The sequence below is a fragment of the Bradyrhizobium sp. HKCCYLRH3061 genome (assembly GCF_051168015.1).
Classification (GTDB): Bacteria; Pseudomonadota; Alphaproteobacteria; order Rhizobiales; family Xanthobacteraceae; genus Bradyrhizobium.
In genome coordinates, this window is record NZ_JBNPUE010000010.1 from 29,847 (window position 1) to 49,730 (window position 19,884).

General features: G+C 66.2%; 22 protein-coding genes. 5 read left to right on the forward strand and 17 right to left on the reverse strand.

Annotated elements, in window-relative coordinates; all coding sequences use genetic code 11:
- The first annotated feature begins 18 nt into the window (after positions 1–18).
- Positions 19–861 (forward strand): MurR/RpiR family transcriptional regulator, encoded by an 843-nt coding sequence (locus ACQR2C_RS17465; protein ID WP_434881704.1) that lies wholly within the window; start codon positions 19–21, stop codon positions 859–861.
- Positions 862–882: 21 nt separating this feature from the next.
- Here ACQR2C_RS17465 and ACQR2C_RS17470 read toward each other — a convergent pair whose 3' ends face one another.
- A complete protein-coding gene (locus ACQR2C_RS17470; protein WP_434881705.1) occupies positions 883–3,498 on the reverse strand; it encodes a TIGR02302 family protein in 2,616 nt (871 codons plus the stop codon).
- An 834-nt stretch (positions 3,499–4,332) separates the two neighbouring features.
- On the opposite strand from ACQR2C_RS17470, the gene ACQR2C_RS17475 reads away from it, so the two are divergent.
- Positions 4,333–4,575: a DUF1902 domain-containing protein gene (locus ACQR2C_RS17475; RefSeq protein WP_434881706.1), complete on the forward strand. Its 243-nt coding sequence runs from the start codon at positions 4,333–4,335 to the stop codon at positions 4,573–4,575.
- Positions 4,572–4,766 (forward strand): type II toxin-antitoxin system HicA family toxin, encoded by a 195-nt coding sequence (locus ACQR2C_RS17480; protein ID WP_434881707.1) that lies wholly within the window; start codon positions 4,572–4,574, stop codon positions 4,764–4,766. Before ACQR2C_RS17475 ends, ACQR2C_RS17480 begins: the two co-directional genes overlap by 4 nt.
- A 220-nt stretch (positions 4,767–4,986) precedes the next feature.
- Here ACQR2C_RS17480 and ACQR2C_RS17485 read toward each other — a convergent pair whose 3' ends face one another.
- From ACQR2C_RS17485 to argH, 9 genes are all read right to left on the reverse strand, one after another.
- A complete protein-coding gene (locus tag ACQR2C_RS17485) occupies positions 4,987–5,769 on the reverse strand; it encodes a GIY-YIG nuclease family protein (RefSeq protein WP_434881708.1) in 783 nt (260 codons plus the stop codon).
- A 283-nt stretch (positions 5,770–6,052) separates the two neighbouring features.
- Positions 6,053–6,742: a DUF6602 domain-containing protein gene (locus ACQR2C_RS17490; RefSeq protein WP_434881709.1), complete on the reverse strand. Its 690-nt coding sequence runs from the start codon at positions 6,740–6,742 to the stop codon at positions 6,053–6,055.
- Positions 6,743–7,088: 346 nt separating this feature from the next.
- The gene (gene argC, locus ACQR2C_RS17495; RefSeq protein WP_434881710.1) at positions 7,089–8,063 is read right to left on the reverse strand and encodes an N-acetyl-gamma-glutamyl-phosphate reductase; all 975 of its coding nucleotides are present in this window, start codon (positions 8,061–8,063) and stop codon (positions 7,089–7,091) included.
- Positions 8,064–8,113: 50 nt separating this feature from the next.
- Complete coding sequence (locus ACQR2C_RS17500; RefSeq protein WP_434881711.1) at positions 8,114–8,407, reverse strand: hypothetical protein; 294 nt, start codon at positions 8,405–8,407, stop codon at positions 8,114–8,116.
- Positions 8,408–8,542: 135 nt separating this feature from the next.
- Positions 8,543–8,866 carry an addiction module antidote protein gene (locus ACQR2C_RS17505; protein WP_434864156.1) on the reverse strand — a complete coding sequence of 108 codons (324 nt, stop codon included), beginning with the start codon at positions 8,864–8,866 and terminating at the stop codon, positions 8,543–8,545.
- A gap of 2 nt (positions 8,867–8,868) precedes the next feature.
- Positions 8,869–9,165 carry a type II toxin-antitoxin system RelE/ParE family toxin gene (locus ACQR2C_RS17510; protein ID WP_434881712.1) on the reverse strand — a complete coding sequence of 99 codons (297 nt, stop codon included), beginning with the start codon at positions 9,163–9,165 and terminating at the stop codon, positions 8,869–8,871.
- A gap of 274 nt (positions 9,166–9,439) precedes the next feature.
- Positions 9,440–10,705: a diaminopimelate decarboxylase gene (lysA, locus tag ACQR2C_RS17515; protein WP_434881713.1), complete on the reverse strand. Its 1,266-nt coding sequence runs from the start codon at positions 10,703–10,705 to the stop codon at positions 9,440–9,442.
- A gap of 311 nt (positions 10,706–11,016) precedes the next feature.
- A complete protein-coding gene (gene lptM, locus ACQR2C_RS17520; protein ID WP_434848155.1) occupies positions 11,017–11,310 on the reverse strand; it encodes an LPS translocon maturation chaperone LptM in 294 nt (97 codons plus the stop codon).
- An 82-nt stretch (positions 11,311–11,392) separates the two neighbouring features.
- Positions 11,393–12,784: an argininosuccinate lyase gene (gene argH / locus ACQR2C_RS17525; protein ID WP_434881714.1), complete on the reverse strand. Its 1,392-nt coding sequence runs from the start codon at positions 12,782–12,784 to the stop codon at positions 11,393–11,395.
- Positions 12,785–12,882: 98 nt separating this feature from the next.
- Between argH and tlpA the strand changes: the two genes are divergently transcribed.
- Positions 12,883–13,572 (forward strand): thiol:disulfide interchange protein TlpA, encoded by a 690-nt coding sequence (gene tlpA / locus ACQR2C_RS17530; protein ID WP_434881715.1) that lies wholly within the window; start codon positions 12,883–12,885, stop codon positions 13,570–13,572.
- 10 nt (positions 13,573–13,582) lie between these two features.
- Here the strand turns inward: tlpA and ACQR2C_RS17535 are convergent, their stop codons facing one another.
- The 6 genes from ACQR2C_RS17535 to ACQR2C_RS17560 all read right to left on the reverse strand — a co-directional run bounded on the left by ACQR2C_RS17535 (position 13,583) and on the right by ACQR2C_RS17560 (position 17,459).
- Positions 13,583–13,780, reverse strand: a complete 198-nt coding sequence (locus tag ACQR2C_RS17535; RefSeq protein ID WP_315718145.1) for a putative motility protein — start codon at positions 13,778–13,780, stop codon at positions 13,583–13,585.
- Positions 13,781–13,857: 77 nt separating this feature from the next.
- Positions 13,858–14,736, reverse strand: a complete 879-nt coding sequence (locus ACQR2C_RS17540; protein WP_315718147.1) for a 3-hydroxybutyryl-CoA dehydrogenase — start codon at positions 14,734–14,736, stop codon at positions 13,858–13,860.
- A 99-nt stretch (positions 14,737–14,835) separates the two neighbouring features.
- Entirely contained in the window at positions 14,836–15,780 is a 945-nt protein-coding gene (locus tag ACQR2C_RS17545) for an electron transfer flavoprotein subunit alpha/FixB family protein (protein WP_316237107.1), read from the reverse strand.
- Positions 15,780–16,529, reverse strand: coding sequence for an electron transfer flavoprotein subunit beta/FixA family protein (locus ACQR2C_RS17550; protein WP_316237108.1), 750 nt, complete (start codon positions 16,527–16,529; stop codon positions 15,780–15,782). Before ACQR2C_RS17550 ends, ACQR2C_RS17545 begins: the two co-directional genes overlap by 1 nt.
- A 117-nt stretch (positions 16,530–16,646) precedes the next feature.
- Positions 16,647–17,219, reverse strand: coding sequence for a cob(I)yrinic acid a,c-diamide adenosyltransferase (locus ACQR2C_RS17555; RefSeq protein ID WP_315805679.1), 573 nt, complete (start codon positions 17,217–17,219; stop codon positions 16,647–16,649).
- Positions 17,220–17,264: 45 nt separating this feature from the next.
- Positions 17,265–17,459: a twin transmembrane helix small protein gene (locus ACQR2C_RS17560; protein ID WP_015664263.1), complete on the reverse strand. Its 195-nt coding sequence runs from the start codon at positions 17,457–17,459 to the stop codon at positions 17,265–17,267.
- Between the two features lie 130 nt (positions 17,460–17,589).
- Between ACQR2C_RS17560 and ACQR2C_RS17565 the strand changes: the two genes are divergently transcribed.
- Entirely contained in the window at positions 17,590–18,483 is an 894-nt protein-coding gene (locus ACQR2C_RS17565; protein ID WP_316217986.1) for a YihY/virulence factor BrkB family protein, read from the forward strand.
- Here the strand turns inward: ACQR2C_RS17565 and ACQR2C_RS17570 are convergent.
- The gene (locus tag ACQR2C_RS17570) at positions 18,410–19,552 is read right to left on the reverse strand and encodes an ATP-binding protein (RefSeq protein WP_409998000.1); all 1,143 of its coding nucleotides are present in this window, start codon (positions 19,550–19,552) and stop codon (positions 18,410–18,412) included. The two genes, ACQR2C_RS17565 and ACQR2C_RS17570, sit on opposite strands and share 74 nt — an antisense overlap.
- Between the last annotated feature and the right edge of the window lie 332 nt (positions 19,553–19,884).

The following is a 19,884-nucleotide window of genomic DNA, read 5'->3' on the forward strand; positions in this document are numbered from 1 at the left end:
TTTCGTTCTGGACCGGGCGTGAACGGCATCCTGGCCCGCGTGCGTGAGCTGCAGAACGAGCTGCCGCCCAAGGCCAGGCAGATCGCGGAGCTGGTCATCGCCCGGCCGGAGCCGTTCATCCACATGTCGATCACCGAGGTCGCGGAAGCCTGCGGCGTCAGCGAGGGGACGATCGTGTCGTTCTGCCGGCGGGTCGGGGTGCGCGGCTTCCAGGAGCTCAAGATCATGCTGGCGCGGGACCTGATCGAGCCGGTCAGGCTGATCCAGGAGGACCTGCATCGCGGCGACGATCCGGCGACGGTCACCGACCACATCTTCGCGGCGCATGCCGCCTCGCTGCAGGAGACGCGGCGGCTGCTGTCGATGGACGCGCTGGCGCAGGCGGCGAAGCTGCTGCGCGCGGCGCGGCGGGTCGAGATCTACGGCATCGGCAGCTCGGCGCCGATCGCGCAGGACCTGTCGTACCGGCTGCTGCAGCTCGGGCTCGCAGCCAATGCGATCGTCGATTCGCATGTCCAGGCGGTCAGCGCGGGCATGACCGGGCCCGAGGTCGCGACCGTCACCGTGTCGCATTCCGGCAGCACGGTCGAGACCGTGCTGGCGACGCGGCTGGCGCAGGCGGCGGGCGCGCGGACCATCGGCATCACCCGGCTCGGCAAGTCGCCGCTGGCGGCGCATTGCGAGGTGCTGCTCTACACCGTCGCCAACGAGACGCGCTACCGGCCGGAGGCGATGAGCAGCCGCGTCGCGCAGCTCGCGATCATCGACACGCTGGTCAGCTGCTGCGCGCTGACCGACACCGAGCGCTCCGTCGACCGGCTGCAGCACGCGGCGCGCATCCTGTCCGAGAAGCGCTACTGACATCCGCGCCGCGCGCGCGAACTAATAGTCCTTCAGCAGTCGCTCGATGTAGTCGAGCTCGAGCTGCGGCCGCGACTGATCGCCGAGCCGGCGGCGCAGCTCCTCAAGGATGCGGCGGACGCGCTGCACGTCGATCTCGCCGGGAATCTTCTGCGAGAAATCGTCGATGTCGCGGCCGGGATGCATCGGACGCCCGAGCGGATCGGTCTGCTGCGCGCCCTGCTGGCGGCCGGCGCGCTGGCCCGGGCCGTCGCCGGGCTGGTCGCCATCGCCCTGCTGCATCGCCTCGGCGAGGCTCTGCGCGCCCTTCTTCAGCGCATCGAGCGCCTTGCCCTGCGACTCCACCGCGCCGTCGGCGTTGCTGTCGCCGAGCTGACTGCCGGCATCGCCCATCGCGCTGTCGGCATCGTCGAGCCCGTCGCCGGAATCGCCCTGGTCGCCTTGATCACCGGGCTCGCCTTGCTGGCCCGGCTGCCCCTTCTGGCCTTTCTGACCCTTCTGTCCCTTTTCGCCCTGCTGGCCCATGCCGCGCTTGGCGAGCTGCTCCTGCAACTGCTTCAGCCGGTCGCGCAGCGCCTGCTGGTCCTGCTGCAGGTCGCCCATGCTCTGGTCCTGGTCGCCCTGCTGCTTGTTGCGGTTGCGCCGCGAGTCCTGGCCCTGCTTGAAGGTCTTGTCGCGGAGCTGCTGCTGCTTGCGGATCATGTCGCCGAGCTCGTTGAGCGCCTGCTCCATGTCCTGGTCGCCGCCCTGGTTGGGCTGCGCCATCTGCAAATTCTCCAGCATCTGCTGGAGCTGCTCGAGCAGCTCGCGCGCGCCCTCCTTGTCGCCCTGGCGCGACAGCCGCTCCATGCGGTCGATCATGTTCTGCAGGTCCTGCTGGCGCAGGATCTTGGTGTTCTGATCGAGCGGCCGCTGCGCCATCTGCGGGTTGTTGCGCAGCTGCTCGGCGAGCTGGCGCATGTAGTTGTCCATCGCCTTGCGCAGGTCCTCGGCGAGCTTCTTGATCTCCTCGTCGCTGGCGCCGCGCTCCAGCGCCTGCTTCAGCGCGTCCTGCGCCGCGCGCAGCGCCTTGTCGACGTCACTGATGTTGCCGTCCTCGATGGTGACCGCGAGCGCCCACAGGCTGGCGACCACCTCGCGCAGCGCGTCGTCGGTGCGCGCGCCCTCGAGCTGCCGCGTCACCGCGCGCAGGCCGAGATACTGGCCGAGCTCCGGCGAGAACAGCTCAGGCGCGATCGCCAGCGCGTCGAGCGCGGTGAACACCTCGCCATTGCGGTTGCCGTCGAGCGCCAGCAGGCGCCGCTGCTCGATCAGCGCCCGCGCGAGCGGCTTGGTGAACAGCCGCTCCGGCAGCCTGGTCTCGAACGGCTCGCTGGTGCCCTCGTTGCCGGCCTCGTCCTTGGCGGTCAGCGTCAGCGTGACGTCGGCGCCGGCATAGGGGTCCTCGCTCAGATCCTTGACGGTCTGGCCGACGCCGTTGCGGGTGCGCGCGTTCGGCAGCACCAGCGGAAACTCCGGCGGCTGGAACAGCGGCCGCGCCGCGGGCGCATCCGCCGTCTTGGCGTCCGGCTTGGCCTCAGGCGCACGCGCGGCGACCTTGGCGCGGGCTTCGGTGACGCCGTAATCGTCCTCGATCTTGTAGGACAGTTTCAGCGAGCCGCGCGCCTGGCGCTCCGGGTCCTTGGCCATGCTGATGACCGGCGGCTTGTCCGGCGTCGCCGAAAACACCCATTGCGGCTGCCCCGACGGCGCGCGCACATGCACGGTGCCGTCGGCCTTGATGGTGTAGTGCTTCTCGGTGGTGCCCTTCGGCGCGGCGTCGCCGGCGGCGACCTCGTTCGCCGCGGCCTCGGTGACGCCGCCACCGGTGATGACGTCGAGCGTGCCGCCGCTGGAGCGGATGATCAGGGTCGAGCCCGCGGGCACCACGATCGGGCCGTTCGCCGGCACCGCGCCTTCCTTGTTGGCGGCGGAGAGGATGATCGGCGGCTTCGCGGTGTAGAGCGGCGGCTTGATCCAGGCATCGACGCGGACCGTGACCGGCGTCAGCACGCCGTTCCAGTCGAACGCGGAGGCAATGCGCATCGGCCGCTCGTCGCCGGCCGCAAACCAGGTCGCGACCAGCAGCACGACGACCAGCGCACGCACCGCCCAGGGATCGTGCAGCAACAGCCGCGGCCGCGGCGTGCCGGCGCGGATGCGCTTGACCGAAGCCAGCGTGCGCTCGCGCTGCGCCTGCCACAGCGCCTGCGCGATCGGATCCTTGGTGGTGAGCGTATCGGTGAGCGCGGTGGCCGGTCGATGCGCGATGCCCGAGCCGCGGTCGAGCCGCGACAGGCCCTCCTCGCGGCTCGGCCAGCGGTAGCGCAGCATCGGCACGGCGGCGCCGAGCAGCAGCAGCAGGAACAGCGCGACGCCGATCATGCGCGCCGCGAACGGCAGGCCGAGCCACAGCCCGGCCCAGGACACGATCAGGAACAGGCCGACGACCATCAGCAGCCGCGCCAGATGCGGCCAGCCGCGCTCCCAGGCGATGGCGTACTGCGCCCGCTTGAGCGCCTGCGTCAGCTTGAGCCGCGCAAGGCCGTCGGGAGTGCTGCTTGCCGGCGGGGCCGGCTCGTTGCTGAGGCCGCTCAACGATTTCTCCAGGTTGCCCGGATGTTCACCCTATCACAAAGGCATCCATGAGGCACGTGCCGTGCCAAGACTTTCCCGCCTGCTCAGTCGATCACACGGGAGTGTGACCGGGGGCGGGTTCCCGGGGAGTTACGGGTGCGGCGGCCGAATGTGTGGCGCAGGCGCCTGCCTCAAACTCCGTCATTGCGAGCGCAGCGACCGCCTTCGCCCGATGGGCTTCGGCGGACAGGTCGCTGCGCTCGCAATGGCGCCTGTGGCGAACATCCCGCCGCGCATCATCAAACACTTCCACGGAGAAATCATCAGCAAGACAAGCCCCATCACCCCCGCGACGCCATCCGCGCCCGAGTGATGCCCGACATCTCACCCTCCTCGAACAGAGGGCGCAGGGAAGACCGGGCGCCGGCCGGCGCCCATGGTCCGCGTGCAGCAAAAAAGCACGCGGCAGAACCACAGGCTCAGCCGAGATCACCCGGCCTTCCCTGCGCGATGGTGTTACGACTTATACGCGCTCTTCCCGGGGACCGGCTTGTTGGCCCCGTCGCGGACGACACGTCATCGCCCACTTGGCATCAGCACCGGGATGCCAGAACCACGCGACTTCATCGTCGCACCGGGATCGTTCGTCCGCGCGAGCAAGCCCGCGCTGCGTCCCCATGCGCCCACCGCATCCCGCACCCGACGTCCGTGACGATCGCGAAGCGCCCCCTCAGCGGGACGGGATGCGGGGAATAGAGCATGATTTCGGATAAAGCGCAAGCGCAATCTTCGTTGCGGGGTTGATTTTTCAAAACGGCGCGCCACAACATGCATCGAGCAGAGGAGCACGCCGAAATGTCGACGATCGTCGTTCGCGCGACCTGGGACCCGGAAGCCAGCTATTGGGTCGCCGAAAGCCCTGATGTGCCGGGCCTCGCCACCGGGGCGGCAACGCTCAACGAACTGGCCGCCAAGCTTCCCGGCATCATCCAGGACCTGCTCGAAAGCCCCGACAGCCCCGATCTCGCCGAGACCGAAATCCCCGTTGAGATCATCGCCTCCATCTCGACGAAGGTTCGCGCCCACGTCGCCGCATGAAGAGCTTCACGCCCGAGCTCAAAAAGATCCTGCGCGAAGCCGGCTGCGAATTCGTCAGGCATGGACGCGGCGACCATGAGATCTGGCAAAGCCCGATCAACGGCCACCGCTTCGTCGTCGACAATTCCATTCCCTCGCGCCATCTTGCCAATGCCGTTCTGAAACAAGCTGGATTGCCGAAGGCGTTCTGACGTCTATCGGCAACCGTACTAACGCGACGATCTTTAGTGCACCGTGACGCGGGACAGACCGGACAAGCGCATGACCGATCACCGCGGACAAACATGGAGACACAGGCGTGCGCAGAAAGAGCTATTCTGTCCGCATAGTGTTAACGTCGAACAGTTATGGCCGGATGTGGGAAGTTGCCCCGGCCCCGCTCGGGTGGTTAGGAGCGCTCTTAGCTTGGCATCAACCATGCGAGGCCGAACGTTTCCCCTGTACCGCAATAAAGGACCTGATGTCGTCCGTCAGCCGAAACCACTCGCGGTGATGGCGAGAGGCAGCGAAGCGTGTGTGAAGTTCGCGCTCAAGGGACGGCGGCCCCTGGATCGTCAGATGGACGGTGGGTTCGACATGTGATGCCGTCCGCAGCGAGCTCAGTCTGCGCTCAAGGCAGGTCGTGTATCCAATCTTTACGAATTCTGGATTGTCCGTGCTGATCAGATAGACCAATGGCGCCGACGGTGTCTTTTCGGTGCGGTAGATGTCGTTGATGACGCGCCGGCACTGCCGCCGCACATCCTCGTCAAAGCAGTCGCTGCGAGCCGGCCGTTGCTCTGGATAACCGAAGGACAAACGTGCTGCGACGGTTTTCGCGTGCGCGGACGACTGGGAGCGCGCCACCGGGATTCCGGCGTGACTTTCCCGTAGAGACTGAACCATCGACACGACTTCGTCGATGGAGCCAATGGCATGCTGCTTAAGCTGCCTGTCTTCGACTTCGGTATCATCGATCCCATCGTCCTCCGACAGCTCTAGTTCCATCTCGGTTGGGTCGAACCGGCTCCACAGCCACCGACGTGCCGTTTCCTTCTTGGCTTTTCGGAGCAACTTCTTCGCCGCCGCCCGAGGCAGGTCACGCAAATCATCAGTGTCGCATAAGATGATCCAATCTTCCGGGAGAGAAAGCGGAGCACCAAGATGCTCAAGCGTGTCGGACAGGGTTTCAATGGCCTCGCTTGCCTCTGGCACTCCCCCCTCCATTCCGGCGAATACGCGACATGGCTTCAACAGCTTCGATACTCGTCAAAACCCCGAGTCGTGTCATCAGCCCGACCTCATCGGGTTGGGGATAGTCAAGTTGCGGCCGATCCTGGAAGCTGATCACTTCCTGCATTCGGCGCTCAGGTATCGATCTCTCTTTGAGTTCGAGACCAATTTCGCGCAAAATAAAAGACGTTGGTGCTTTACCCTCTGTCACAGTGAAGTCTTCCAGCGCGGGGTGGCGCCGCGTGGGCCTAATCCACTTACAATATTAATCGGAATTCCATTCCTTTGGCATGTACGCATCCAAATCCATCGCGTGCACCGCGAAGTTCTGCTGGGCTTTGAGTATGTGGCTGTATAGGTTCAGCAATCCGTCCCCCTCTCGCCCGAAGAGTTCGGCGGGCACCTTGAAGGCGCGCCGCCCTGCAAACCAGTTTTCCTTAAGAAGGCAGACACCGTGCACGTGGGAGTTGCCATCGTCCAAACATTTCCGCAGCTTGTCACAGAAATGTTGGTAGGTCGGGCCAAGCCCCTTCTGCGAGAACGCGACGATGTAATTGCGGGGCGGTGTCGTCTCTGTCTGTTTCGTCATCACGGTTCGCGCAGGCTTACCGGCCTCAAGAACAGTTACAGGCACAATGTATTTCTTCTGAGAGCCAACCTTGCGCATTTGTGTAATGGCGTCCATCGAACTTTTCAGCTCATCTTTTGTCAGAACTGACTTAACTTCGATAGTGGCGAAAACAATCTCTGCCGGAAATAGTCCAGAGCCGAACTCGGATAGCAACGGGGAATTGTAGAAATTGTCATAGATAACGATGTCAGTTTGCCGACTCACTTCACCATGCGCGGAAATGACGACACCCGTGCCTATGGAAAACCGCTTGGGAAGAGTGCGTTCGAGGATGTTCTTGATGATTTCTTCGGCGATGCGCCCGCGTTCGCCGAGGTGCGGCATCAATCGCGCCATAGCTAGCTGCGATTGGTCAGCTATGACCTGAAGTGCCGACATATAATTAAGGTGCGGCGTCGCGGCTGGCTGAACGTTCTTTGGATTTCGTGCCATAGCTGCCCATCACGATTCGAGAAATAGAGCAGACTGTAGACAGTCTAACGACTGCGACAAGTAGCCAACTAATTGTCTAAGCGACTCTTATACCAGCCGTCCAGAATACGGTGGCGCTGCAAAACACTTAAAGACTACAGTGACGGTGCAACGAAATTGCGGGTGGTGCTTTCTCCCGACGAGCCGTTGCATGCCTAGCTTGCCCGATGAGCTACAGTCACCATCTCCCAAAAGACTGTCACGGCCAAACCGGCGCCCCCTCCAGTCCCGTCGTCTCCTTCAGCCCGCACATCAAATTCGCGTTCTGCACCGCCTGCCCGGCGGCGCCCTTGCCGAGATTGTCGACCACGCCCAGCGCCATCACCAGGTTGCGGTCGGGGTCGGCGGCGTAGCTGACGAAGGCGAGGTTGGAGCCGGTGGCCCATTTGGTCTGCGGCGGCGTGTCGGTGACGCGGACGAAGGCGCTGTTACGATAGAAGCGGCGGGCGGCGTCCAGGCACTGATCGGTGGTGGCGCGGCCGCGGGCGTAGATGGTGGCGAGGATGCCGCGGGTCATCGGCACCAGATGCGGCGTGAACACGAGGCCTGTGGCGCTGCCGCCGCTGATCCGCGCGATCGTGCTTTCGATCTCGGGCATGTGGACATGCTTGAGCAGGCCGTAGGGGATCAGGTTCTCGTTGCTCTCGGCGTAGCCGAACTTGGCTTCGCCGCCGCGGCCGGCGCCGGAGATGCCGGTCTTGGCGTCGATGACGATGTTGTCGGGCGAGATCAGTTGGGCGGCCAGCAGCGGCGCCAGCGGAGTCAGCGCCGCCGCCGGGAAGCAGCCGGGATTGGCGATGCGGGTCTTGCCCGCGATCTCGCTCGGCCAGACGTCGGCGAGGCCGTAGGTCCAGCCGTCGGCGTAGCGGTGGTCGCCGCCGATGTCGACGATCTTCACGCTGCCTGGCACGCGCGCCAGCGCCTCGCGCGAGGCGCCGGTGGGGAGCGAGGCGAACAGCACATCAAGCGGCGGCAGGCGCGCGGGATCCCACTTCTCGATCACGAGATCGGCGAGTTTTGCGGGCACGCCGGGGAAGCGCTCCGCCAGCCGCTGGCCGGCGCTGCCCTCGCCCGCGGCGTAGACCAGCTCGAACGCGGGATGCCCCGCGACCAGGCGCATCGCCTCGCCACCGCCAAAACCGCTGATCCCGACAATGCCGATGCGAATGCTCATGGGTGGGGGTCCTGATGCTTGCTCAAGGGAGAATTTCGGGAGCGCGACGCTTACTCTGAATGCGACGCCCATTTCGATCGTGTTGAATTGAGAATGGGCCTCATTTCATCATTGATATCAGCCGCAGATGAATGTCCGTCCGGGAAGACTTCAAGCGCGCCGACGGTGCTGGCCTCGGGCAGCAGCAAGAAGAACGCCTCACGCATATAGGCAATCGCGTAGAGGCGAAAGTTGGTATCGAGGGCATCCAGGTGGCGACCGATCATCATCACGAGCTGCGATGCGGGAGCGCCGACCTCGGCTGCGTTGCGCAGCGCTCGAACCAGGGTCGGATCGAGGTTCATCCTGTTGTTTCCGGTTTTTGGACGCGCACGAAACCTAAGGGAGTTGCTGGGCCCCTGTGTGAAACTCACGACTGCCTGCTGCCGTTCGTCTCCATCAGTCCGAGCGGCAGCGAAAATTTCTTGCAGTCACTGGGGTCACCGCAACGCCGCGGCTTTCGTCTTCGGCTTGGCGCGGGCCGGCTCGGCCGTCAACCGGATTCCCATCGCATTGATGATCCGCAGGACGGTCGCGAACTCCGGGTTGCCGTTCTCGCCGAGGGTCTTGTAGAGACCCTCCCGCGTCACGCCGGCGGCCTTGGCGACCTGGCTCATGCCCTGCGCGCGGGCGACGAGATTGAGCGCGTCGCGGACCTCGGCGGGATCGCCGTCGGCGAGCACGAGGTTGAGATACTCGGCACGGGCGGCCGGGGTGCCGAGATGCTCAGCGGCGTCGAATTTCTTGAGCTTGCTGACCTTCATCCTCAATCCTCCAATGTCGCCGCGAGGTCGTGGGCCTTCTTGATGTCCTTGTCCTGGGTCCGCTTGTCGCCGCCGCAGAGCAGGATCACGACGGTCTTGCCGCGTCTCGTGAAGTAAATGCGGTAGCCGGGGCCGTAGTCGACGCGTAGCTCGCTCACCGCACCACCAACTGACTTGGCATCGCCGAAGTTTCCGGCAGCCACCCGGCTGATCCGCCGGACGATGTGCAAACGGGCGCGCTGATCGCTCAACGCAGCCAGCCAACGCGAGAAGCCGGGCGTTTCGCGAACGTCGACCATATGGGGAGTGTAATCTATGGATTACAAAGACGCAAGTACACGATGTGCGAGGCTGGACTAGGCAATCGCGGCAGAACGGCTGCTAATGAGTTACTCTGTCATGCTCGGGCTTGTCCCGCCTGCGCGGCCGTAGCCGCTTCGGCGCGGCGAAGGCCCGGGCATCCACGTCCTTCCCAGGATGCCGGACGACGTGGATGGCCGGGACAGGCCCGGCCATGACGATGTGGAAACGGATGAGCGCGACAGCGCGAACGGCTTGCGCGGCAGCACCCCTTCACAGCCACGGCGCCGGCGTGTCCATCGCGATCAGTTGCTCGACCTCGATGCGCGGGCGGATCACGGCGGACTGGTCGCCCTTGACCAGCACCTCGGGGACCAAAGCGCGGGTGTTGTAGGTGCAGGCCTGCACGGCGCCGTAGGCGCCTGCGGTCATGATGGCGAGGAGGTCGCCCGGCTTGGGCTCGGGCAGCGTGCGGTCGAGCGCGAGGTAGTCGCCGCTTTCGCAGACCGGGCCGACGACGTCGGCCACGAAGGCGGGCGCGTTCGGTGCGGGCTCAAGCACCGGGAGGATGTCGTGATGCGCCTCGTAGAGCGTCGGGCGGATCAAATCGTTCATCGCGGCGTCGATGATGACGAAGTTCTTGGCCTCGCCGTGCTTCACGTAGATTACCTTGGCGACGAGGATGCCGGCATTGCCGACGATCATGCGGCCGGGCTCGAACATCAGGGTGCAGCCGAGATTGTGGCTGACGCGCTTGACCATCGCGGCGTAGGCGGCCGGCTCCGGCGGCACGGCGCGGTCCATGTGATAGGGGATGCCGAGGCCGCCGCCGAAATCGACATGGGAGATGTCGTGGCCGTCGGCGCGCAGGGTCTGCACGAACTCGGTGAGGATGCGGAACGCGGTTTCCATCGGGCCGAGATCGGTGATCTGGCTGCCGATATGGACGTCGACGCCGGTGACCTTGATGCCCGGCATCTTGGCCGCGCGGGCATAGACGCGGCGGGCGTGCTCCAAGGGAATGCCGAACTTGTTCTCCGACTTGCCGGTGGAGATCTTGGCGTGCGTGCCGGCATCGACGTCCGGGTTGACGCGCACCGAGATGCGGGCGGTGTGGCCGGTCTCCACGGCGAGGCGCGCCAGCAGGTCGAGCTCGGGCTCGGACTCGATGTTGAGGCAGTGGATGTCGGCCGCGAGCGCGGCGCGCAGCTCGGTCTCGGTCTTGCCGACGCCGGAGAACACGATCTTGCGCGACGGGATGCCGGCCGCCAGCGCGCGCTTCAGCTCGCCGCCGGAGACGACGTCGGCGCCGGCCCCACACTTTGCCAGCGTGCGCAGCACCGACTGGTTGGAATTGGCCTTCATCGCGTAGCAGATCAGCACGTCCTGGCCGGCGAAGGCGTCCGCGAACACGCGATAGTGCCGCTCCAGGGTGGCGGTGGAGTAGCAGTAGAACGGCGTGCCGACGCGGGCGGCGAGGTCGGAGAGGTTGACGTCCTCGGCGTGCAGCACGCCGTCGCGGTAGTCGAAATGGTTCATGGGTCTAAGTCCGCGCGCGGGGCTGCGAGATGGGTGATTGTGGCGGCGAATTGCCGGGAAATGGGGCGGAATGTCAATTCGTGGACGGCCCCTTCCCCTGAAGGGAAGGTGGCCGCGCACGCGCGTTCGGAGCGTGGTGCGCAGCTATTGCTACGCCGTCATGCCCGGGCTTGACCCGGGCATCCACGTCTCACCGAGGATGCCGAACGGGATGGATGGCCGGTCAAGCCCGGCCATGACGAGGGGAGGTGTCCGGGCCTCGATCGTTGGGCCGGTGCGGACCAAGCGACGTCGCCGAACCGTCGCACGTCCTATTTGCTGTCGAGCAGCGGATCCAGGATGAAGGGTTTCTTCTGGCCGCGCGAGGCGGCGGGGGCGGCGTCGGCGCCGTAGCCGGAGTTGAACAGGCCGGGCTTGTTGGCGTTTTCCGTCGCGGTGTCGGCGGGGGCGGCCGAAAGCTGCGGCGCCGGCGGGGAGTTGGCCGGCAGGTCCAACGGGCCCTTGCGGCCGCAGGCGGCCAGCAGCAGGGCTGTGGCGCCCAGGACGAGGACGACCCGGGCGGCGGAGGTTGGACGGCGAGCGCTAATCACGTGTGAGATCCCCATGCGGGCGGCACCATACAGAGATTGGATCGGCCTGACGAGTGCGGGAGTGCCACGCCGGGCCGATCAAATTTCAGACGGAGCCCTACTTTCGCTGTTTTTCCAGCCGCTTCAGCCAGGCCTTGGCCTGCGCGGCGACGTTCTTCGGCGCGGTGCCGCCGTAGCTGGTGCGGCTCTTCACCGAGGATTCCACTGAGAGCACGCCGAGCACCTCGGCCGTGATCTTCGGCTCGACCTCCTGCATCGCCTTGAGCGGCAGCTCGTGCAGCGCCACGCCCTGCTTCGACGCCAGCGCGACGATGCGGCCGGTGACGTGATGGGCCTCGCGGAACGGCATCTTCAGCGTGCGCACCAGCCAGTCGGCGAGGTCCGTGGCGGTGGCATAGCCCTCGCCGGCCGCGGCCTTCATGCGGGCCTCGTCCGGCACGAGGTCGAGCGCCATGCCGGTCATGGCCCGGATCGCAAGCGACAGCGCCGCGAACGCCTCCATCGCGCCCTGCTTATCCTCCTGCATGTCCTTCTGATAGGCGAGCGGCAGGCCCTTCATGACGATCAGGAGCGCGTTCAGCGCGCCGATGACGCGGCCGGTCTTGGCGCGGACGAGCTCGGCGGCGTCCGGATTGCGCTTCTGCGGCATGATCGAGGAGCCGGTGGTGAACTTGTCCGACAGCTTGATCAGGCCGACCAAGGGCGAGGTCCAGATCACGATCTCCTCGGCGAAGCGCGACAGGTGCACGGCGCAGATCGAGGCGGCCGACAAGGTCTCCAGCACGAAGTCGCGGTCGGACACCGCGTCGAGCGAATTGGCCATCGGGCGGTCGAAGCCGAGCGCTTCCGCCGTGGCGTGGCGGTCGATCGGGAACGAGGTGCCGGCGAGCGCGGCAGCGCCCAGCGGGGATTCGTTGAGGCGCTTGCGGGCGTCGAGGAAGCGGCCGCGGTCGCGCCCGGCCATCTCGACATAGGCGAGCAGATGGTGGCCGAAGGTCACCGGCTGGGCGGTCTGCAGATGGGTGAAGCCGGGCATCACCGTGCCGGCATGGTCGAGCGCGCGGGAGGCGAGCGCGTGCTGGTAGGCGGCGAGCGCCGCGTCGATGTCGTCGATCTCGTCGCGCACGAACAGGCGGAAATCGGTCGCGACCTGGTCGTTGCGCGAGCGCGCGGTGTGCAGGCGGCCGGCGGCGGGGCCGATCAGCTCGGACAGCCGGCTCTCGACATTCATGTGAATGTCTTCGAGCGCCCGCTTGAACTCGAACGAACCCTTGGTGATCTCTGACAAAATCGTGTCTAGACCCTTCCCGATATTTTTCGCATCACCCGCCGTGATGATGCCCTGGGCGGCGAGCATGGCGGCGTGCGCCTTTGAAGCGGCGATATCCTGCGCGTAAAGGTAGCGATCGACGTCGATCGAGACGTTGATGTCCTCCATGATCTCGTCGGGACGCTCCGAGAACCGTCCGCCCCACATCGTGTTGCTCATGCCTGAACCGCTTCCAAGACCTTGCTGATCGCCACGGGATGGGACACACCGTCCGGACTCCCGACATTCGCGCCTCTGATAGCCGCAACCGACCCGAGATGACAAACGATAAGCCGAATACGTCCCCTGCCCGCCCCGCTTCCTCGCGGCGAACGCTGCTCGCGGCCGGTGCCGTGGCGGTGGTCGCCGTGGCCGGCATCGCCGCGGTGACCTTTGGCGGATTGCTCAGGGGACGGCCGGCGGGCGACCAGGCCTGTCAGGCGGCGGTCGCGACCGCCAAGCGGATCGCGCCGCTGATCAAGGGCGAGGTGGCGGCGCTGACGGCGGCCACCGTGCCGCTGCGACTGCCGGACCTCGCCTTCGAGGATGGCACGGGGGCAGCGAGGAAGCTGTCGGATTTCCGCGGCAAGACGGTGCTATTGAACCTGTGGGCGACCTGGTGCGTGCCCTGCCGCAAGGAGATGCCGGCGCTGGACGGGCTGCAGGCCAAGCTCGGCAGCGACGCCTTCCAGGTGGTCGCGGTCAACATCGACACCCGCGATCCGGAGAAGCCCAAGGCGTTCCTGAGCGACGCCAAGCTGACGCAGCTCACCTATTTCAGCGATCCGAAGGCCAAGGTGTTCCAGGATCTGAAGGCGGTCGGCCGCGCGCTGGGCATGCCGACCTCGGTGCTGGTCGATGCCCAGGGCTGCGAGATCGCGACCATCGCGGGACCTGCCGAGTGGGACAGCGCCGACGCGGTCAAGCTGATCCAGGCGGCGACGACGAAGGCCGCCGCGGGGCTTTAATCAGGGACTATCAGGCGGCGATGTTGAGGTTGCCGCCGACGCCGGGGCCGGCATTGGCGAGCGACAGCGTCTGCTGCGCGCCGCCGAGCAGCGTCAGGACGGCGTCCTTCTGGGCGTTCAGGTTCTGCTTCAGCACCGACGTGGCGACCTGCTGCTGTGTCGCACTCGCCTGCTGCGCCATGACCGCAGCCACCAAGCTCATGTCCATACGCATATACCTCGCTACCGGCACGCTAACCGAGGAGCCTTAACGAAGCGTATCGGTGGCGCCCGACAGCGGTAAAATCAGCGGGTCGGCACGGGTTTGGGGCCGCGATAGTCGTAGAAGCCGCGCTGCGTCTTGCGGCCGAGCCAGCCGGCCTCGACGTATTTCACCAAGAGCGGGCACGGCCGGTACTTCGAATCCGCCAGCCCCTCGTGCAGCACCTGCATGATGGACAGACAGGTATCGAGGCCGATGAAGTCGGCGAGCTCCAGCGGGCCCATCGGGTGGTGCGCGCCGAGCTTCATCGCCGCGTCGATCGCCTCGACATTCCCCACGCCCTCATACAGCGTGTAGATCGCCTCGTTGATCATCGGCAGCAGCACGCGGTTGACGATGAAGGCCGGGAAATCCTCGGACACGGCGACCTGCTTGCCGAGCCGGCCGACGAACTCCTTGGCCGCCTCGAAGGTGGCGTCGTCGGTGGCGATGCCGCGGATCAGCTCGACCAGCTCCATCAGCGGAACCGGGTTCATGAAATGAATGCCGATGAAGCGCTCGGGGCGGTCGGTGCAGGCGGCGAGCCGGGTGATGGAGATCGACGAGGTGTTGGAGGCGATGATCGCCTCCGGCTTCAGCACCGCGCAGAGATCGTGGAAGATCTTGCGCTTGACGTCCTCCTTCTCGATCGCGGTCTCGATGACGAGATCGCAATCGGCGAGGCCATCGAGAGTTTCGCTGATCGAGATATGGCCGAGCGCCTGATTGCGGGCGTCCTCGGAGATCACCTTCTTCGCGACCTGGCGGGTCAGATTGCCGTTGATGGTCGCCATGCCCGATTTCAACCGATCGGCGGTGACGTCGTTGAGCACCACGTCGAGCCCGGCCAGCGCGGCAACGTGCGCGATGCCGTTGCCCATCTGTCCTGCGCCGATCACTCCGAGCTTGTTGATCTGAGCCATGTTGTCATCCACCCGAACGGCACGCCTGCTGCGCCCGTCCATGCCCTTGGAAGTGAGAACACCGGCCGCCGCGGTCCCATGCGGCCGGTGTCTTGAGCGTTACTTGCCGAGCTTGGCGAGCGCGTCGGTCAGCTCGGGAACCGCCTGGTAGAGATCCGCCACCAGGCCGTAGTCGGCCACCTGGAAGATCGGCGCGTCCTCGTCCTTGTTGATCGCGACGATCACCTTGGAGTCCTTCATGCCGGCCAGATGCTGAATGGCGCCTGAAATGCCGACCGCCACATACAGTTCCGGCGCGACGACCTTGCCGGTCTGGCCGACCTGCCAGTCGTTCGGCGCATAGCCGGCATCGACCGCGGCGCGCGAGGCGCCGACACCGGCGCCGAGCTTGTCGGCGAGCGGCTCGATGTACTTGGCGAAGTTCTCGCGGCTCTGCATCGCGCGGCCGCCGGAGACGATGATCTTGGCCGAGGTCAGCTCGGGACGATCGCTCTTGGCGACCTCCTCGCCGACGAAGCTCGACAGCGCCGGATCACCGGCCGCCGCCACGCTCTCCACCGACGCGCTGCCACCTTCGCCCGCGGCTGCGAACGTGGAGGTGCGCACGGTGATGACCTTCTTGGCGTCCTTCGACTTCACGGTCTGGATCGCGTTGCCGGCATAGATCGGCCGCTCGAACGTGTCGGGCGCCACGACCTTGATGATCTCCGACACCTGCATCACGTCGAGCAAAGCGGCGATGCGCGGCATCACGTTCTTGAAGCGCGAGGTCGCCGGCGCGACGATCGCGTCGTAGTTCGCGGCGAGCTTGACCACGAGATCCGCGAGCGGCTCGGCGAGATCATGCGCATAGGCAGCATCGTCGGCGAGCAGCACCTTCTTGACGCCGGCGAGCTTGGCGGCGGCGTCGGCCGCGCCCTTGGCGCCCTGACCCGCGACCAGCACGTCGACATCGGCGCCGAGGGCTGCAGCCGCCGTCAGCGCCTTGTTGGTCGCGTCCTTGACGGACGCATTGTCGTGTTCGGCAATCAGCAGCGTGGCCATCAGAGCACCCCCGCCTCGGTCTTGAGTTTGTTGACGAGCTCGGCGACGTCCTTGACCTTGACGCCGGCCTTGCGGCCCGCGGGCTCAGCGGTCTTGATCACCTCGAGCCGCGGCGTGAGATCGACGCCGGTGTCGGCGGCGGTCTTCTCGGCGATCGGCTTCTTCTTCGCCTTCATGATGTTCGGCAGCGACGCGTAGCGCGGCTCGTTGAGGCGGAGATCGGTGGTGACGATCGCCGGTCCCTTCAGCTTCACGGTCTGCAGGCCGCCATCGACCTCGCGGGTAACCTTGAAGTCGGACCCTTCGACCTCGAGCTTGGAGGCGAAGGTCGCCTGCGCCCAGCCGAGCAGCGCCGCCAGCATCTGGCCAGTCTGGTTGCTATCGTCGTCGATCGCCTGCTTGCCGAGGATGATCAGGCCAGGCTGCTCTTCCTGGGCGACCGCCTTGAGGATCTTGGCGACTGCGAGCGGCTCGACATTGCCTTCGGCCTTGACCAGGATGCCGCGGTCGGCGCCCATCGCGAGCGCGGTGCGGATCGTCTCCGAGGCCTGCGCGGGCCCGATCGAGACCACCACCACCTCGGTCGCCTTGCCGGCTTCCTTCAGCCGCAGCGCTTCCTCGACGGCGATCTCGTCGAACGGATTCATCGACATCTTGACGTTGGCGAGTTCAACGCCCGATCCATCGCTCTTGACGCGGACCTTGACGTTGTAATCGACCACCCGCTTGACCGGCACCAGAACCTTCATCGATCCTCTTTCGCTCTAAATTGTCCGGGGTTGACCTTTCGGGCGCGGAACCTAAAGCGCCCATCCCCCCCGGTCAACGCGCGACGGGCGAAAAAAGCAGGCCCGCACGCCCCCGGGTTAACGGTTTTGCCCCGGCACCCACAACACGTCGCCGGCGCCGTTCCGGTTCGCCGCCCTGCTGGCGACGAACAGGAAATCCGACAGCCGGTTCATATAACGAATGGCAGCCTCGCTGACCGGCTCGTCCGGCTTGCCGGCGAGTTCCGTCATGATCCGTTCCGCCCTGCGGCAAATGGTACGCGCCACATGCAGATGCGCCGCCGCCGCGGTCCCTCCGGGCAGCACGAACGAGGTCAATGGCGCGAGCCGCTCGTTCAGTGTGTCGATGTCGCGCTCCAGACGGTCGACCTGGCTCGCGACCACGCGCAGCCGCTCCGCCTTGCCCTCGCGCTGCGGCACCGCGAGATCGGCGCCGAGGTCGAACAGATCGTTCTGGATCAGGCCGAGCATCGCATCGATTTCGGGCGCATCAGCCAGATGCAGCCGGACCACGCCGATCGCGGCGTTGGTCTCGTCCACGGTTCCATAGGCGGAGACGCGCAGATCGTATTTGGGACGCCGCTCGCCATTGCCGAGCGCGGTCGTGCCGTCGTCACCGGTCCGCGTGTAGATGCGATTCAGGACCACCATGCTGCGTTCTCAACGTCCGTTTCTCGACGCCTCGGCGTCTCGGTCTCAGCGCCCCATCGCCCAGATCGCCGCCATGGCAATGACGACCGCGACGAACTGCAGGATCACCCGCCAGCGCATCAGCTTCTGCGACAGGTTGGGCGAGCCGCCCCGCGTCATGTTGACGAGGCCGAGAAACAGCACCAGCGCGACCGCGCCGACGGCGATGGGAAGGATGAATTTACCGAGAAGTGAAGCCATTCGGGCTAGATAACACCGCAGACGCAGGAGCGCCATGCCGGATCGGACCGCCAGGGGCTGCAACTTCTGGCTTTTGGGCCCGTAATATCGGATTGTACAAATCACATCGTTTCGCGGAGTGCAGGAACAGGTGAAGGCGCTTCGCTACATCTTCCACGTCGTCATGGACGCGTTCTACACCTTCCTCGCCGACGACGGCTGGGCGATCGCCAGCCATATCGCGCTGTCAACCCTGATGGCGCTGTTTCCGTTTCTGATCGTCCTGACCTCGCTCGCCGGCTTTCTCGGCTCCAAGGATCTGGCCGACCAGGCTGCCACCCTGATGCTGCAGACCTGGCCGGCCCAGGTCGCGGATGCGCTGACCGGCGAGATCCACGACGTGCTGACCACGACCCGGACCGACGCGCTGACCATCGGCGCCGTGCTCGCGGTCTATTTCGCCTCGAACGGCGTCGAGGCGCTGCGGGTCGCGCTCAACCGCGCCTATGGCGTGATCGAGCAGCGCCGCTGGTACTGGCTGCGGCTGGAATCGATCGGCTACACCCTGGTCGCCGCGATCACGGCGCTGGCGATGTCGTTCCTGATCGTGCTCGGGCCGCTGATGCTGGCCACCGCCCGGCGCTACCTGCCGCTTGCGGTCGAAGCCAACGAGCGCTTCGTCAACCTGTCGCGCTACGGCATCACCATCAGCGCGCTGATCGTGGCGCTGTTCATCCTGCATGCCTGGCTGCCGGCGGGCCGGCGCAGCTTCATGCAGATCATGCCCGGCATCGTCTTCACCTTCGTCGCCTCGCTGGTGTCGGGCATCGTGTTCGGCCAGTATCTGGCGCGGTTCGCCAACAACTACGTCACGATGTATGCGGGGCTCGCATCGGTGATCATCGCGCTGGTGTTCCTGTATTTCATCGCCGCGATCTTCGTGTATGGCGGCGAGTTGAACGCCTCGATCATCAAGTCGCGGCTGCCGCGCGGCGTGTCGCTCCAAGAAGCGCAGTCGCTAGTGCCCGCGGCGAAACGGGCTTGAGCAGGAACGCGTCGGCGCCGGCGGCGCGCGAGGCCGCCTCGTCCTCGCCGCGTCCGGAGACGCCGATGATCGGGATCGTGCCGTGGGGCGCATCCAGCTTGCGGATACGGGCAATCGCCTCGACACCATTGATGCCGGGCAGCACCATGTCCATCAGCACCGCATCGTAGCTGCCGGCCATGATCCGCTCCGGTGCGGCCTCGCCGCGGCCGATGAACTCCGCCTGGTGGCCGAGCTCGTTGAGGATCGTGTTGAGCACCACGCGGCCGAACGGATTGTCCTCGACGCCGAGGATGCGCAAGGGCCGCGTCGGCCCAAGGGTGACGCCATCTTCCGAGCCGCCCGCCGTGGTGTGCGGCGCGGCCGCCACGGTCAGCGCCACGGTCAGCGTGAAGGTCGTGCCGCCGCCTTCATGCGGCGCCACCGCGACGTCGCCGCCCATGGCGCGCGCGATTTGCCGAACCGAGGACAGGCCGAGGCCGGCGCCCCCGAAGCGCGAGGCGATCGAGACATTGGCCTGGCTGAACGGGCGGAACAGCCGCTTGATCTCCTGCAGGGTCAGGCCGATGCCGGAATCGGAAACACGGAAGGCGACCGCGACCTTGCCCTTGGCGGCGCGCCTGATCGGCCTGCCGCGCCCGGCCTTGCCGGCCAGCGCGATGTCCAGCGCCACGCCCCCCTGCTCGGTGAACTTCACCGCATTATCGATCAGATTTTCGAGTGCGGCGCGTAGCCGCACGGGGTCACCGACGACGAGCCCCGGCAAATCGTCGGAGACACGGACCTTGGCCTCCAGCCCCTTGGCGGCGGCGCGGCCGGACAGCGAGTCCCCGGCGGCGCGCGCCAGCACGCGCAGGTCGAACAGATCCTCGCGCAGCAGCGTCCCCGCGGTCTCCTGCTTGGCGGCATCGACGAACAGGGTCGCCAGGCTCGACAGGTGCTCCGCGCCAGCCTTGATGGTGTCGACCCAGCGCCGCTCGCGCTCGCCGAGTTCGGATGTGGCGAGCAGGTCGCTGATGGCGAGAATGCCTGTCAGCGGCGTGCGGACCTCGTGGGCGAACACCGCCAAGGCGGCTTCGACGACTCCCGCACCTGGTGCGCCAGGCGCGAACGCCGCCCCTTTCGCCGAGACGGGCTTGGCTGATCCAGGTTTGGCTGATCCGGCCTTGGCCGCGCTGCGCCGGCTCCCCGCCATCGCCGTGACCTGAGGAACGTGCTTCTTGAGCGGTCGCGCCTTGGCGCGCTCCCTGGCCGGCGGCGCCTTCGCGGCGGGCGCCTTCGGCTTCCCTGCTTTGGACGAGACCTTCGACGGCGCCATTCCAGAGGGCGTCTTTCCACCGGCCGGCCTCGACGCCGCGGCGGGCCTGGGCGCAGCAGGCTTGGCCGGTCGGGCCCGGCGCC